Origin of the sequence: Bradyrhizobium sp. CCBAU 45384, assembly GCF_028128665.1 — a bacterium.
Lineage (GTDB): Bacteria > Pseudomonadota > Alphaproteobacteria > Rhizobiales > Xanthobacteraceae > Bradyrhizobium > Bradyrhizobium manausense.
Genome location: NZ_LBIZ01000082.1, coordinates 1 through 15,006, shown reverse-complemented (window position 1 = coordinate 15,006; position 15,006 = coordinate 1). Strand labels below are relative to the sequence as shown.

At 59.9% G+C, this 15,006-nt stretch carries 11 protein-coding genes and 2 pseudogenes; 7 read left to right on the top strand and 6 right to left on the bottom strand.

The window, feature by feature from the left end; all coding sequences use genetic code 11:
• Positions 1 to 1,565 precede the first annotated feature (1,565 nt).
• Entirely contained in the window at positions 1,566 to 1,883 is a 318-nt protein-coding gene (locus XH80_RS04985) for a hypothetical protein (RefSeq protein WP_057747554.1), read from the bottom strand.
• Between the two features lie 1,533 nt (positions 1,884 to 3,416).
• On the opposite strand from XH80_RS04985, the gene XH80_RS04980 reads away from it, so the two are divergent.
• The 5 genes from XH80_RS04980 to XH80_RS04960 all read left to right on the top strand — a co-directional run bounded on the left by XH80_RS04980 (position 3,417) and on the right by XH80_RS04960 (position 8,656).
• Positions 3,417 to 5,138, top strand: a complete 1,722-nt coding sequence (locus XH80_RS04980; RefSeq protein WP_271597591.1) for a hypothetical protein — start codon at positions 3,417 to 3,419, stop codon at positions 5,136 to 5,138.
• 58 nt (positions 5,139 to 5,196) lie between these two features.
• The gene (locus tag XH80_RS04975; protein ID WP_271597590.1) at positions 5,197 to 6,228 is read left to right on the top strand and encodes a TAXI family TRAP transporter solute-binding subunit; all 1,032 of its coding nucleotides are present in this window, start codon (positions 5,197 to 5,199) and stop codon (positions 6,226 to 6,228) included.
• Positions 6,225 to 6,854: a hypothetical protein gene (locus XH80_RS04970; protein ID WP_245316886.1), complete on the top strand. Its 630-nt coding sequence runs from the start codon at positions 6,225 to 6,227 to the stop codon at positions 6,852 to 6,854. Before XH80_RS04975 ends, XH80_RS04970 begins: the two co-directional genes overlap by 4 nt.
• Positions 6,855 to 6,895: 41 nt before the next feature.
• Complete coding sequence (locus tag XH80_RS04965; RefSeq protein WP_271597589.1) at positions 6,896 to 7,495, top strand: DsrE family protein; 600 nt, start codon at positions 6,896 to 6,898, stop codon at positions 7,493 to 7,495.
• Positions 7,496 to 8,350: 855 nt separating this feature from the next.
• On the top strand, positions 8,351 to 8,656 hold the full coding sequence (locus XH80_RS04960) for a hypothetical protein (protein ID WP_271597588.1): 306 nt from the start codon (positions 8,351 to 8,353) through the stop codon (positions 8,654 to 8,656).
• Between the two features lie 353 nt (positions 8,657 to 9,009).
• On the opposite strand, the gene XH80_RS04955 is transcribed toward XH80_RS04960, so the two are convergent.
• The 3 genes and pseudogenes from XH80_RS04955 to XH80_RS04945 form a co-directional block, all read right to left on the bottom strand.
• Positions 9,010 to 9,159, bottom strand: coding sequence for a hypothetical protein (locus XH80_RS04955; RefSeq protein WP_228749897.1), 150 nt, complete (start codon positions 9,157 to 9,159; stop codon positions 9,010 to 9,012).
• Positions 9,160 to 9,967: 808 nt separating this feature from the next.
• On the bottom strand, positions 9,968 to 10,183 hold the full coding sequence (locus XH80_RS04950; protein ID WP_271597587.1) for a hypothetical protein: 216 nt from the start codon (positions 10,181 to 10,183) through the stop codon (positions 9,968 to 9,970).
• A gap of 317 nt (positions 10,184 to 10,500) precedes the next feature.
• Positions 10,501 to 10,740 (bottom strand): annotated as a pseudogene (locus tag XH80_RS04945) (ATP-binding protein); the annotation flags it as partial.
• Positions 10,741 to 10,885: 145 nt separating this feature from the next.
• Between XH80_RS04945 and istA (XH80_RS04940) the strand changes: the two are divergent.
• Entirely contained in the window at positions 10,886 to 12,145 is a 1,260-nt protein-coding gene (gene istA / locus XH80_RS04940) for an IS21 family transposase (protein ID WP_271597586.1), read from the top strand.
• Positions 12,145 to 13,005, top strand: a complete 861-nt coding sequence (gene istB, locus XH80_RS04935) for an IS21-like element helper ATPase IstB (RefSeq protein WP_333968642.1) — start codon at positions 12,145 to 12,147, stop codon at positions 13,003 to 13,005. The genes istA (XH80_RS04940) and istB overlap by 1 nt, the downstream gene beginning before the upstream one ends.
• 48 nt (positions 13,006 to 13,053) lie before the next feature.
• Here the strand turns inward: istB and XH80_RS04930 are convergent.
• Positions 13,054 to 13,635: pseudogene (locus tag XH80_RS04930) on the bottom strand (ATP-binding protein); the annotation flags it as partial.
• Positions 13,635 to 14,927 carry an IS21 family transposase gene (gene istA, locus XH80_RS04925; RefSeq protein ID WP_271597584.1) on the bottom strand — a complete coding sequence of 431 codons (1,293 nt, stop codon included), beginning with the start codon at positions 14,925 to 14,927 and terminating at the stop codon, positions 13,635 to 13,637. The pseudogene XH80_RS04930 and the gene istA (XH80_RS04925), both read right to left, overlap by 1 nt.
• Between the last annotated feature and the right edge of the window lie 79 nt (positions 14,928 to 15,006).

Below are 15,006 nucleotides of genomic sequence, written 5' to 3'. Positions count from 1 at the left end.
GTCCATCTCCTCGCAAGCTCGCCCGTTCCGCACGAGCCGGCCGCCAGAATGTAATGTGACAATGCCGTGCGATTTCTCCTATTCACTGCCAGGTGCGGCGCGATTGTCTCGATCTTCCTATGGACTGCATGTTCTTGAGCGAAGGCCGTTTGCAAGATTGGCTATGTCTGCGGGCAGAGTAGACGTCCCAGTCGCTCGAATCGTTGGAGGTCGCCCTGCGGGCTGTCCTCAATCCTTCTGCGGCTGCGGTGCGGCTATGCGTGTCTTTGGCCGCATCGTGCCAGAACTGAATCTCGCAGCCAATTGGCTGCGCTTCCCACGGACGTCGCCAGCGCCCGGTATGGTGGCAGCGCGACACGGACACGTTTTCGTCTTGGAACAGCACATCGGTGGCGATATTTGGCTGGCGTATGATGCAAACTCGGGAGGCCACGCGACGAGGATTCACGCGCGTTCGCTGCGAGGCTACACAGTGGTCAATCCGCACGCAGCATGACGTACGCCGCTCCCGGATTTCGCCCGCCCTCACGCGCGACGAGCCTGCATGGCATTAACCGCCCGCAGAGCTTGAAGATGCGCGCGCGACTAAATCGGAGCGGCTGACAGCCATCGCGATCGGGATCCAAGGGGGGATCGCGTGACTACTGTCCGCGACCAGGTGTAGGCGCGCGAGACAAGGAGCACTGCCGAGCGCTGTTCGTTAGGCGGGTCGAACAAGTCATGCATCCAGCCTAAAATTCGACAATCCACTCGGTTTGAATATCGAATAGAGGGAGCTAACGAATCATTTCGTCAAAATCAGCAGATCAGACGAGCGCCGAAGCATGAAGCTGCCGCGGCGCTGCGTTCCGAATACTCAACCGATGGTGGCGCACGCCGTTTCGCATTGCCCTGATCGCGCAAGAAGTACACCATCGGCCAAATGCTCCCAATACTCGGCCTCAGCGAGCAGCTTCCAACTTCGATCGGGATGATGAGCCGCAGTTTGTCGGCACAACTGTGCCATCGCGCGCAAGCGGCGTACGGTGTCGATCCACTCCTCCCTTGGTATTATTTTCTCGAAGTCTAATTCCATTTTTACGTCCAAGCCATTATGATTACATTTAATAACTATTTTATATAGGCAAAGGGTACTTTATTCTGATTTTCAGCGAGCATAGCAGTCGGCTGGAGAACGGCGCTTTAAGGGTCGCCAACGCGACCGCTCGAAGCAAATCTTCCCTCGGGATGGTCCGCCCACCGGAGAGAGTGACCCGGCGGGCATTCAGGACCTGGCATATTTTGGCGTCTCGCTGGTTGGGTCTGATCGGGGCAGCGGGCCAACACCCTCGCTAGCTTTCCTGAGCAGAGATTGCGGGGTGGTTCGGCTCGGGGCGTAGAAGAAACTCTGCATTGACGCGACAGTCGGCCTTGCGGATCATCGATGCGGCGAGGCCGAGGCCTGCGATCAGTCGGTCCCGGGCCGCTGTTGGCGGCGGGCGACCTTCGGCGCAAGGAGGCGAGTTCGACTCGCATATGATGGCGCATCACCCCACACAGAGAGTGTTTACGAAAGCGATTCCGCCTCAATGTCTCGCCGCTCTCTCCAAGAATTCCAGCAGCGCCGGAGTCACTTCGTCGATCTCGACAAAGCGGCGACGCAGCTCATCTGCGATGTCCGTGGTGACATCACGGGACCATCCTTCCGCCGTGTTGAACGCCACGATGCGGCTGGGATGCTCGTACTGACCATCGATCAAACGCCGCACCAGTGTCGCGCGGGAGGTGTCCTCTTCGGCCGTCTCGCACCAAGCTCTCCCAAGTCGGCTCCCGAAATCCTCAAGCACAAGATAGACGTCCTGATCTGCCGCCACGAGAGGCACTATGGATGGGGAGCGGGTCATGCCAGAACCTCTAAAGGACTTCGATAACTGCATCATTTCGACTGTTGCGCTATTTACTCATGCGGTCGTTTTATAATCAAGTTTAAACCGGCATTAATTGTGGACATGATTTTAATTTGAGGTAGGATTGGTGGTCGCTGGCGCCGGATGGACGCGCCAAGGACCTGCGAGAAACGGCCCCGGCATCCTCCTGCCCCCCTGCTTACGCCCCCAAGGGTGCCGGGCCGTTTCCTTGCCGCCCGGTGCTTCGATGCGGGAGCGGCTAACGGCGCGATTGAGCGCGGCTGAGCACAATCGGTTCGGTGAGGATTATTTCTGGCGAGAAGGGCGATCTCGAGGTCCTTTGCGCCGACACAGTCGATCAGGACAGAGCTTGCGAAGGACTGCTTCGAACATCTGGAGTTCGAGGGCATCGGCGGATCTGGGATGGCTTTGTCGCAGCAACCGTTGGCTCAGCAGGCGCCGGTCTTGCCAACTGTCGGCTCTCGAGCGCTCTCGTTTCCCCCGTTGCCGCGTTGTGGCGTTTGCCGAGTGGATCAAGGCGCCGCTGCTTTTACGAGGATTTGCCAGGACCACCGGTCCGGCCAGCACTGTTTGTGATTTCAGAAGCATCTTGGGAGTCGCGCTATGCCCAGAACATTGGAAGCCCTGCTGTGGTGCTCAGCTCTCGCGACTTGGTTGATGCTTCTCTTCGTCGTCATGGAGAAGCGAATGAAATCGCTTACAAGGACCGTTAGTCGCATGGTCGCTGAAGTATTCAGGATCAAGACCAACTAGTTCGCCTTACGCTGGGCCCTTGCAGAAAAGACCAACAACGCTTCCATGCGCAACATCATCCGCTTGCTGGCGAGCGGACTGGTAACGCAGCTTCAAGGCACCCGCTCAGCACTGAGGATGGGAAGGGCTTGGAAAGGAAGCCGACGGCGCCTGTCGCAGCGCGCGTGGGAACAGCAGCGCTGCAAAAGCTTGAACCGCAGCTCTTTTCAGAACCAGAGCTACCAGTTTCGCTCGGAACCGCGGACGCGCCTGGTTCCGTCCGATCCGATTGTGCACGCCCCAGAACGCGACCCGCAAGAGGGGTTCACTCCAATTCACATCATCAATAGGATCGTATCCAGCATGACGCATCAAGCTCCGGCCGCGACGCATGGGACTCTTCGCAGGAGAGAACGCGGCCGGACAATAGCCATTCCGTAGGTTTAGTCCCGCAGCATTGCGTGTATTTGCGTGAAATGAGTGGACACCTGCATGGGGCCAAGAGAGGCGGGCCGTGTCATTCCAGCGGCTGCTCATACGATAGACGCGCCTCGCTACCACGGCGCATCGGTTCGCGGGATGCCCGACTCGAGCTTGCTTTTAATTAAATATTGCTTTAATTCTATATGGATATAATAATTAAATTTGGAATGGGTTTTTACGGCTGCAGGTTCGAAAGGCCTTGAACGCGCCAGCCGCGCCTCTTCTGGATCGGGCATTGTGGCCCAGCCCCATCCAGCCGGAGCCATTTTCACGGCTTGGATACGAGGCTGCACATTGGAGTGGAAAGCCATTGAACGACAGATCGATGAATTGTCCATACTGCACACACTTCCGATGGAGCTTCATTGGCATGAGGCGACCCATTTCACGGGCTTATCCCACGCAATCCAGGAACTGCCCTGCTGTCCCGATGGTCCTCAGATGTTTCGCTCAAGTCCTTTAGCAATAACGCTTCTGCTGCCAGCGCTGGTCGTCCCTGCTTCTTACGTGGTTGCCGACGACCAGCCAATTCCGCCGGCGGAGCCGAAATCACAACAAGAGTGCACCACCTATCAGCGGCAGCAGATCGACTACGCCCATGCAGCAGCGCAGAAGAGCCGGGAGTGCTCCGAAAAATATCGAACAGCTAAGAGCGACGACATCGTGCTTTACCAGTCCTCGTGCGGAGGCAACATATTGAGCGCCTTCAAATCTTGTAGGGCACTGTCCGATGAGGCTTGGTGTGCTCTTGCAGGCGTGAGCGACAAGGTAAGCGCATGTCTTGCAAAGGCCGGTGCGGCAGAACAGAAGCGCCTGACAGAGGTGCTCGCTCAGAGTGAGAAACAGAAAAAGGTTGAGACCGAAAAGGTCCCAAGAAGAAATGATGCGGCGCGAGACAGCGGCTCTGGCACCTCCGATTCCGCACCACAAGAACAGGAGCATGTCGGGACACTGGAACGGCATTTGACAACGGGCAGCGGCAACGCCGAGAGGCAGACGGCATCATCCGCAAAGGGGATAGACGACGCCAGCGGAGCCAAGCAGGTCATGGACGACACCACTGCGGAGCTTCGCAAAGTCGTGCAACACGAACAAGAGCGCGCAAGCCGCCTGGAGGCAGCCTTGGCAGCGGCCCGGCGTGAGGTGGAAGCTCAAACGGCACTGGCAACCAAAGCGATCGATGAAGCAAACCGGATGAAGCAGACAGCGGAGCAGAGCTCTGCGGAGCTCAAGCTGACGTTGGAGAAAGAGCACGAGCGGGCCGAGGCCTTCGTGAACGATCTGTCGATGGCGCACGCCACAATCTACGCGTATGAGGCTCAGGCCCGCAGGGCCGCTGATCGGGCGGCTGCCCCCCAGGAGGCGTCAGAGACCGGCGCCGCGGAGTTGCGGAGGTCCTTGCAACAAGAGCAAGAACGCGGAGAGCGGCTGGCGCATGATCTCGAGGCGGCCCGGCAGGAAATTGAGTTGCAGGCCGCCCAGGCGAGCGCCGAAGCTACTCGGCTGAAGCAGGTTGCCGCGGACACGTCGGCGGTCTCCTTGAGATTGCTTCAGCGGGAGCGCGAAAAGACCGCACAGCTGGAACGGGAGCTTGCATCGCAGCGGAATGCCGCGTCCGGGGATACGACGAAGCGTCGGGGCGTGCAGGACAAGCGGCCCGAGGCTGACGCGATCAGGCCTGTTGCGACGTCCCAGACAACCCTAGGCGCCACGCGAACGAACGCCCGGCCTGATTCGGGCAATGCTGCAGAGGTGGCAAGACTGGTAGCCCGGGCAAGTGTCTTGCTTGGTCAGGGTGATATCGCCTCGGCGCGCGCGGTGCTCGAGCGTGCCGCCGAGATCGGGGATGCGCGCGCAAGCTTCGCACTTGCGGAGACCTATGACCCGATCATCCTTCGCAAATGGGGCGCGTATGGGACGGTCGGCGATACGGCGAAAGCGCGCGATCTCTACGCAAGAGCACGGGCCGGCGGCATCAAGGAAGCAGAAGAGCGACTCGACTCATCGCGCCGCTGACCCGCGATTGAGGAGAGGCGGCGCAGACAGAAATTTGATCCATCGGAGGGCCTGGCAAATGAACTCTTCTTTCGGTCGATGGACGCTGTTTGCTTTCGCTGCCTCGATTTCGCTATTGCTGACCTTACGGCCGGCTTGGGTTGAGGCGCGTACCAAAACTTTCAAGGCTCAGGGCGTTAGCGTGCATCAAGCGCCTAAGCCGCAAGATACGATGAACGCCTGGACGATCGGTCTTGCTGGGGGCCTCATCGAAGGCGCCCCCATCCGACTCGCCGCCGAGATGGCCCGCGTCGTCGATGACGGAGACAATCTCCACGTCCTGCCGATCGTGACGCGGGGGCCGACCGAGAACGTCAATTCATTGCTCTACCTTCGCGGTGTTGACGCTGCGATCATCAATTCCGACGTACTCGAAGAGTACAGGAGCCAGGTGCCCGACATCCAGCGCAGGCTAGCCTACGTTCTCAACCTATTTCCATCCGAGCTACACATCTTCGTGCGACCGGAGGTTTCCAAGCTGAGCGATCTGGTCGGCAAGAAGGTGAATTTCAATACCCAGGGCACCGCCGCGGCCTATTCGGGACCGCTGATCTTCAGTCGTCTCGGCCTCGACGTTGAGCAGACATTCATTCCACATCAGGTTGCACTGGAGCAAATGCGCAAGGGCGATATCGCCGCAGTTGTATTCATCACATCGAAGCCGGTCGACGCGTTCGTGCGCGGTCACTGGGATCCAGGATTCAAGTTCCTTCCCGTCATCTATGATGGCAAGCTGGAGGATTATTATGTTCCTGCCTTTCTCGACGCGAGCGATTATCCCAGCCTGATCAAGCCAGGCGAGCGCGTGCCGACGATCGCAGTGCCGACGGCGCTGGTCGCCTTCAATTGGGCTCCGAAGTCGAACCGCTTCGGGCGCGTCGCGCGCTTTGTCGATCGACTGTTCTCGCGGATTGAGAGCTTGCAGGTGGCGGGTTTCGATCCGAAGTGGAAATCGATCAATCTTGCGGCGACGGTTCCTGGGCTTTCACGTTTCCCCGCCGCACAAGCATGGCTGGACGCCCATCCACCCGCGACACAGGCATCGCAATGAAACGGGCCGTCGCATTCGACTCAGCCGTTCTCGTGTTTGTGAGCGGCGTAGCCTTAGCGCAGGGGGAGGACCATCCGACAGCACAGCTTCGCGCCTGCTCCGGGATGGCAGGCGCGCAGCGGCTGAAATGCCTTGACGAACTCTCCCAGGCCATCACGTCTGCTATTCCTCTGGGGCGCAACGAGGATGGCTGGGTTGTCGGCCAAACGAGATCACCGGTCGATTTCTCACCGATCGCCACCGCGACGATATCATCGCGCCAAGATGTAGGCAGTGCGACGCGGCTCTCGATCCGATGCCGCGCTGGACGCACGGAACTCGTGGTCGCAGGATCTGATGTTTCGGGTCGCGGTGAGGACTACGCCATTTCCTATCGGGTTAATGGCGGCCAGGTCATACAGCTCCCTGCGGCTACTCCAGCATTTGGAGGCGGTGTCGCGTTCAAGACTGATGCAGCGGCCTTGATACAATCGCTTCCCAGCCAGGGTCAGCTTGACGTGCAACTTTCCCGGTCGACACAAGCATTTCTAGACGCCTCTTTCCTTTTGACCGGACTGGACAGGGTGCGCGCCAAGATCGCCGCTACATGCAAATGGCCGCAAGCGATCGCGAAGCCCAACAACTAGTGCGCGATAGAAGACTGTCTTTTCAGATAGGAGATTGGAACATGAGCAAGTTTCGATACATGCTAAGAATAGCCATCGTCTGCATCGCAGCACTCCTGCTTGGCGCGTCGTTCTCTGCAGGGCAAGAGTACGCCCGTCCGTGGCCGGCGCCAAAGCCGACAGTTGCGGAAGGGACGCGCACCACAAGCACGCGTGCGACGTCGCCCGCGAGGGCGCGGACGCGCCATCAGGCGGCGTCTCCCCGGACGGATCGCCACGCCATGGCGGATAGCAAGCAGCACCATCTGGTCCTCCAGGTGAATACAAATGATCCCGCAGCAATGAACCTCACGCTCAACAATGCAATGAACGTCACGCAATATTACAAAGACACCGGCGACAAGGTGAAAATCGAAGTGATCGCGTTCGGTCCCGGGCTGCACATGTTCCGCGAAGACACCTCGCCAGTGAAAGCGCGGATCGAAACGATGGCGCTCAGCACGCCGGAGGTCTCATTCAAGGCCTGCGGCAACACCCAAGAGAACATGCGGAAGGCTGAGAACAAGGACATCCCGATTATCCCCCAGGCTGAAGTGGTCAAGTCCGGCGTCGTGCGGGTGATGGAGTTGGAAGAGCAGGGCTGGACCTATGTTAAGCCATAGGCGGGAGCATTCATCGTAGCGCTGCTTCTCGGTAAAGCGAGCCGGAAGAACATCGCTCAGTCTGTGACGTGCCGCCTCGCGCGCGATGCGATACGCCCCGAACGCGCATGCCGCATCGAAACCTGCTTGTGCTTTGAGTAGGGCGGTGACTGAAAAACAATTCTCGGTCTGTCCACAGTGCCTCTCGGCGGTACTTGAGGAAGACAAAGCCGCAGCGCACGACGAAGATCGGCACCTGTACCCTTAAGCCACCCCGCTGATCTCCCCAAGGGACGGCACTCGCCCGCGTCAATCGATGCACCCTATTCGGCCAAGAGACCACAATTTACAGCTTCTTAGCTCGGCGGATCGTGCAGCCGGCATTTAAATACCGCCTCGGTCGTAAATCGCTAAGACTTGTCGCGATCGACTGATTATTCTTAATATAGAGAGCTTGGGCGGTGTTAAATTTTCGGGGCCAAATATGACTTTCTCGCCAGAGGATCGTAGTTACATTCGGCTGCTGCAACTTGGACCTTTTAACAAGCGCGTCCGCGGCGGCTGGCGGTTCGGGACCAAGCGGATCAGCGACGCGGTAGTTGATCGGCTCGTCGCAAGGGGCGTCGCAAGCCGCGAAGGTGATCGGGTAGAGCTGACCGGCTCTGAAGCCGCTGAGTGAGTTGCGAGGGCACGTTAGGATCCGCACGCAACGCTAGTGCACCCGGTCCGCGGTATCTTTTCTCCGATGCCTGTCGCTCGGCTTCGGAACGCTCGACCGCGCGAATCGGACTGCAATTTTCTCGTCGCCCTCCCATTTCAAATCATGTATTGTTTGATTTGATTTTCGAATTATCGATCGGGGCGGAGAGAATACTCATGGCCCAGCGAGCAACATTTCGCGCCGATTTCCGTGACTTTATTGCGCTATATTTGTTGGCTGTAGACCACAACGAAAACCATTACGCCGCATCTCGACTGCACAAGCTTTTTGTGCCCACTCGAAGCACTTGCGAAGACCTCCTCGATCCCGCATCAGATCCCGCCGGGGTGTATGATCCAATAAGTGGCGGCCGCGCGTTTGGCCCAAGCGGTCAGGCGGTCGATCGCGCGGCGAAGTATGACCACGCAAGCGCCTTTCTTCATGCAGTGCTCAAAGGGGTTGGACCAAAAACAGCACCGTAGACTACCGTTTCGTGGGCGGGCCCATCCGACGGAGCTAAGCACGCCTGTAGGCGAGCCTGAGCGCACGACACCAAAGCGCCGCCGAACGGCCATGGAATCGTGGTTCTCGTCAATATGCCGGGCAGCACAGGACCCGTTTATCATTCCGCAACGTCAAGTGTATCGAAATCAAAGCAAAACCGCAGCGGCGAGATATTAGCGTTGCGGATGCACGTTGCTCGACTGTATAGCCGCGACCGGAGCCCTCTCACATTCGGCGATGTCCGCCATCGCAGCGCACGCGGACATCTCCATCGAATGAAGAACCGTTCAACGACACGGACAGCTCGATCGGACGTGCCATGCATCGTCACTCACTGATCCCGCCTCAGCGATGAACTGCCTGCGTCAGCGCTCTCCGATCGAAGCTGTTTGAGCCGCGTCTCCAACGCGAGCTTTTTGGCAATCAGCCTCTCCGCAAGAATGGCATTGACCATGCTGTGGAGCTCCCACAGTTCGTCCATCGACATTCTCTCGAACTGGTCCTGATACATGATTCCCCGAATCACGACGTCGATAGGGTGGGCGGATACGATGAAAAGTGCAACCAATCGGCGGTAGCAAGACTATTGCTCCCTTGAGACCGCTGGGGAGCCTCATGACTTCCCTCTTGTTGCTGTGATCGACGTCTGGCTCAAAGCAAACCAGCGCCTCACTGCCCGTGTTCTTACCGGAGGGTCGTTTTTCTATCTGTGAGAAGAATCACGCACGACTTCGCAGTCTGCCTTGGCTGCGATATCACCCGCGGAATTTGCGAGGCCGGCGACCGCAAGCTTGTCGGAGCGCATTGCAACCCGATGACATCACTAGATCGTGTGGAAGACGCTTCAACGACATTGCTGGCTGGGTAGACGAATGGGCACTTTCGCAGGGATGACGGCTAGGCGCCATTCCTGATGTCGAGTTCTCCGATCGAACCGGCGTCGTGGCCACCGCCGCACGTCCGGCCGTACGGTTGCCAGCACTCATTTGGTTGGCGTTCGCAAAGGATTTCCGAACCGATTTATCAATGGTTCATGGGTGGTCGGCTCTTGGAGGGCTGACCATGGCGGCGTGGAGAGACAAGCTCGAATGCTGGCTAAAGCCATATCCCGGATCAGCAGGTCATAAGACCTGGCGGGGGATGTGTCGAATTAAGTTGCGGGATTGACCGGCCCTGGTGGCTAAGGGCGTTCAGCCGATGGCGGAACACCTTGCAGCGGGCACTGTACGGAGATTAAGTTGTACCCGCACACTCCCGGGCGCAGCCGGGAGTGTGCGGGCATGCAAGACCTAGCCGATCGAGCTGACGTTCGCCTGAGCGAGCAGCTGTGTGAGGTTTGCGTTGCCGCCATTGCCGAAGACGCTGAAGCCGCCGACGGCAACACCAACCTGCGTAGCAATCTGCGGCTGTACGACGATATTGCCGGACAAGTTGCTCACGTCGAATAGCCCTCCGCCAGATACGGTTTCGAGTTCCATATCGACCAGTTCACGCACTTCATTCATGTATCCCTCCTCAGGGTTGCGGGGTGAACAACATCCAGCTCAAAGCAAGCCAGTGCCTCACTATGCGTGTTGATACTGAAGGATGGTTTTTCTATCTGTGACAAAAATCACGCGCCCCCCTGGCAGTCAGCTTTGGCTACGATATGGCCCGTCGGATCCACGCTGTTTGCTCCCACGGCGCTTCCGATTGTCAAGCGACGTCCGGATTTAACCCCGTAGCGACATGAAGAAGTGACCCCCTTGTTGTTTTGGCGGATGTGGAGCAAGCCGCTCGCGGAGCGCGCCCCCATAGCGCCGTAGCGAGCGAGCGGCTTGCTTCACGGCTTTTTCTCCGATTTAGGTTCTGGCGCGGCGGCCTTCTGCAAAAGCCCGCTACGACGCTTTTCCTTCAAGCGGTAGCTGTCGCCGCGGATTGTGATCACGTGACTGTGGTATAACAGGCGATCAAGGATCGCGGTGGCGACCACAGGGTCGCCGAAGACTGCGCCCCACTCGCCGACGCTGCGGTTGCTGGTGAGCAGGATCGCGCCTCTCTCGTAACGGCGGCTGACGAGCTTGTGAGTGGCGGAGTAATTCTCCCCACTTATGGCATTCGAAAATTCCCCAGTTTTCGTGACGGCCGACCGTCCAGGGCATGCCCTGGACGGTCGGCCGGCGCGTCGAATCGCCGACGTTGCTCCTGCAGGCGGAAGGGAGGGCGCGGTGCTCAAACTTGGGGAACTTGTCATGATCCTAGATTTGCATCGCCAAGGTCTGTCGGTCAGCGCTATCGCCCGGCAACTTGGTGTCGACCGAAAGACAGTCAGGGCCTACATCGCCAAAGGATTGGAGCCGCCGGTCTACAAAAAGCGAGCGGCGCGGCCCGGAATTGTCGACCACTTCGAAGCTTATTTGCGTGAGCGGCTGGCTGCCTATCCTGCGCTCACGGCCGTACGGCTGTGGCGTGAGCTCAAGGAACGCGGCTTCGTCGGCGGCTACAGCACCGTACGCGATCGCGTGCGCGAGCTGCGGCCTGCCCAGCCGGCAACCTTTGAAGTGCGTTTTGAAACTCCAGCAGGTGAGCAGGCGCAAGTCGACTTCGCCAGGTTCGAGGTTGAGTTTATTGACGAGCCAGCGGTCAAGCGCATCGTCTGGCTGTTCTCGATGGTGCTCGGCTACTCACGACTGACCTGGGCGCGGTTCGTTGTCCATCAGGACCTGCAAACAGTGCTTCGCTGCCATATCGCCGCTCTGGAAGCGATCGGCGGCGCTCCGCGCGAGATCCTCTACGACCGCATGAAGACCGCTGTCCTTGGCGAGGACGCCGAGGGGCTCGTGGTCTACAACCGCGCGCTGGTCGATCTCGCTCGCCATTATGGCTTCCAGCCGCGCGCCTGCCGGCCTTATCGGCCCAAGACAAAAGGTAAAGTCGAGCGGCCGTTCCGCTATATCCGCGAGGACTTCTTCCTCGGCGGGGTCTTCCGCAATCTGGACGACCTCAACGGCCAGCTCCGCCATTGGCTGGATACCGTCGCCAATCCGCGGGTGCATGCCACGACCCATCGGGTCGTCAATGAGGCCTTCGCCGAGGAAAAGGCGGCACTGCAAGCCTTGCCGAGCGCGCCCTATCGGGCGGTGTTGCATCTGGAGCGACGGGCCTCCCACGAAGGCATGGTGAGCGTCGGCGGCAATCTGTATAGCGTGCCTGATACGACGCGGCGGCGGGTCTTCGACGTCCATGTCCTCGCTGACGAAATCCGCATCTTCGAGGGCAGCGTGCTGGTGGCAAGTCATGCCCCGCTCGAAGGTCGGGGCCAGAAGCGGCTCGATCCGGCACATCGCAAGCTCGCCAGCTTCGGCCGACGCCGTCCAGCCAGTGCAGAACCCGTCACCCTCACGCGCGCCGGCGACCACGCCGTTCGTCGCTCGCTTGACTTCTACGCGGCCGTCGGCCGTCGCCTGGCATCCCAGGAGATCGTATGATGAGTGCTTCCTCCGTCATCGAGCGCGTCAAGACCAACCTGGTCAGCCTGAAGATGCCGCGCGCCCTGGAAATCCTCGACGTCACCCTGCGCGGCCTCGAACGCGGCGAAACTAGCGCCCTCGACGCCATCGACGCCTTGCTCACCGAAGAACTCACGATGCGGGAAAACCGTCGCATCAAAATGGCGGTTCAAATGGCCAAGTTGTCGGCTATCAAGACGCTCGCCGGCTTTGACTTCGCCTTCCAACCGTCACTCGACAAAAACCGCGTCCTGGCGCTCGCCGGATTGCAGTTCATTAATCGGGCCGAGGCCGTCCATCTCATCGGGCCACCAGGAACCGGCAAGACCCATTTGAGCCTCGCTCTCGGCGTGGAGGCCGTCAAGGCAGGGCGCAGCGTCTACTTCAGCTCCCTCGCCGATATCGTCGCCTCGCTTGCCAAGGCCGAACGTGACGGCGCTCTGCGCGAGCGGATCCGCTACTACTGCCGGTTCGCGCTGCTCATCGTCGATGAAATCGGCTACCTCCCGGTCACTCCCGGTGGCGGCAACTTGTTCTTCCAGCTCGTCAACGCCCGATATGAAAAAGGCGCCATGATCCTAACCTCGAACCGCGGCTTCGCCGAGTGGGGAGAGATCTTCGGCGATTCCGTCGTCGCTACCGCGCTGCTCGATCGCCTGCTTCACCACGCCGTCGTCATCCAAATCGAGGGCTCGAGCTATCGCCTACGCGAACATGCTGATCTCGTCCCCGAGACAATCCGACACAAAACGCAGGCAACCGCGAACCACATTCCCCCGACCCTGAAACGCCGGGGCCGGCCACCAAAAGACGGAGGTGCTGATCACGTCGACGGCTGATCGCCATCCCGCCAACTGGGGAATTTTGCGGTGCCACTTGTGAGGAGATTCCGTGCGCCGTTGACAGAGCTGGAAGAAGAGATGTGCGGCATTGGGCTCAAAGGGCAGATAGCCGAGTTCGTCGATGATCAGGAGCTTTGGCTTGGCAAATTGCGCGAGCCTCTCGTCAAGCCTGCCTTCGCTGTGTCCTTTGGCAAGTTGCGCAACGACCGTCGTGGCTGCGACGAACTGCACGGAATGCCCAGCCAGGATCGCTTCACGCCCCAGCGCGACCGCCAGGTGCGTCTTGCCAACGCCAGGCGGCCCAAGCAGCAGCACGTTCTCGCCATTGGCAATCCAGCGCGCGCCAGCAAGCTCACGTACCTGCTTGGGGTCTAGCGACGGCTGGGCCGAGAAGTCGAAGCCGGAGAGATCGCGAACGAACGGGAAGCGAGCGAGTTTGAGGGTCATCTCGATGCGCCGCTCGTCCTTGCGGGCGATCTCGCGCTCGCACAGTAGCACCAGGGTCTCGCGCAGGCTCAGCTCTTGTCGGCCGGCCTCGTCCAATAGCCCATCCAACTGGTCGCGGACGGCGGTCAGCTTGAGGCGAGTCAGCATATCGCTCAGGCGATCGGGGACAGCGGCGCGCATCAGAAGCTCCCCCCGACGATTGCCTCATACTCGCCGAGCGGCCGCAGCAGCGCCGGCGAGTGCGGCACAACGAACGATCCTGCGAGCGCGCCAGCCCGGTTCGATCCAGTCAGGCCCGCAAAATGCTCGGGGTCGAAGACGCGGCGGCGACGGCCGGCACAAATCGGATGGACGGCCACCTCATGGATCCCATGGTGGATGCGCACTAGCCCGTCGGCGATCATCACTCGCACCATCTCGCCGATTAGCCGCCAGGGCACCGAGTAGGCGTTGCCATCGATCTCGACGGCACAGTCGGCCTGCACACGGCGGATCACTTCACGTGCAGCCTGGAAGGGCGGCCTCCCAACGATGGGCTTGAGTGCCTGCGCTTCCGCCCGCCTGAACCGCTCGATCGGAGGCTCGCCGGTCGTGCCATGCTGGCGCAGGTCGGCGACCTCCCGCGTCCAAGCCTCAAGATGTGCCTCAAGGGCGTCCCAGCTCGGGAAGGCGCGGCCCGCGATCGCGTTTCGTTTTACGTAACCAACGCCGTTCTCGGTCTTGCCCTTGGTCCGGGCTCGGTATGGGGCGCAGGCACAGGGCCGGAAGCCCCAGTGCTTGGCAAATGCGCTCAGTTTGTCGTTGAAGACCACTGTGCGCGTGATGGCGTCATGCTCTACGACCAAGGCACGGGCATTGTCGAACAGCACTTCTTCGGGCACGCCGCCGAACCTCATGAACGCGCTTTCCAGGCCGTCGAACCAGCTCTCTTGCCGTTCGTTGCGGAAGGCTCTGACATGATGCCGGCGCGAGTAGCCCAACGTGGCGACGAACAGGTAGACGCGAACCTTGTTGCCGCCGATCTCAACCAGCCGTTCGCCAAAATCGATTTGCAGTTGCTTGCCAGGCGCCGTCTCGAACCGCACCGTCGCGCGCGCTTCCGCCGCAAGCTCCTGGCGATAGCGCTGTACCGCCCGCTCAACTGTGCGCAGGCAGACAACGATGCCTTTCTCAGCTGCCAACTCCTGGCGGATCACGTCAGCATTGCCGCGGTGCTGCCGCAGACGCTCCTTGAGCCAGCTCTCCTGGCCCTCAAGCGCCTTTTTGCGCCGCGGTTGCCGATAGGGTGTCCAGCCGCCGGCCGCGATGTACTCCTTCACCGTGTTGCGGCTGACCCCGAGCTCCCGGGCAATCCGTTTGCTACCCCACCCCAGCTCGTTGAGCCGGAGTATCGCCGAAACCTCGTCCGGCTCCAGCATGGCCTCCCTCCGCGGATCTTTGAACCGCAGAGGACCTGAACTGAGTCGCTGCATAAAACCCCCGTTTTGATCGTGTTGCGAGGGGGTCAATTCCTCGTGTCGTCAGGGGGGCAATTTCCCATGTCGCCCGACA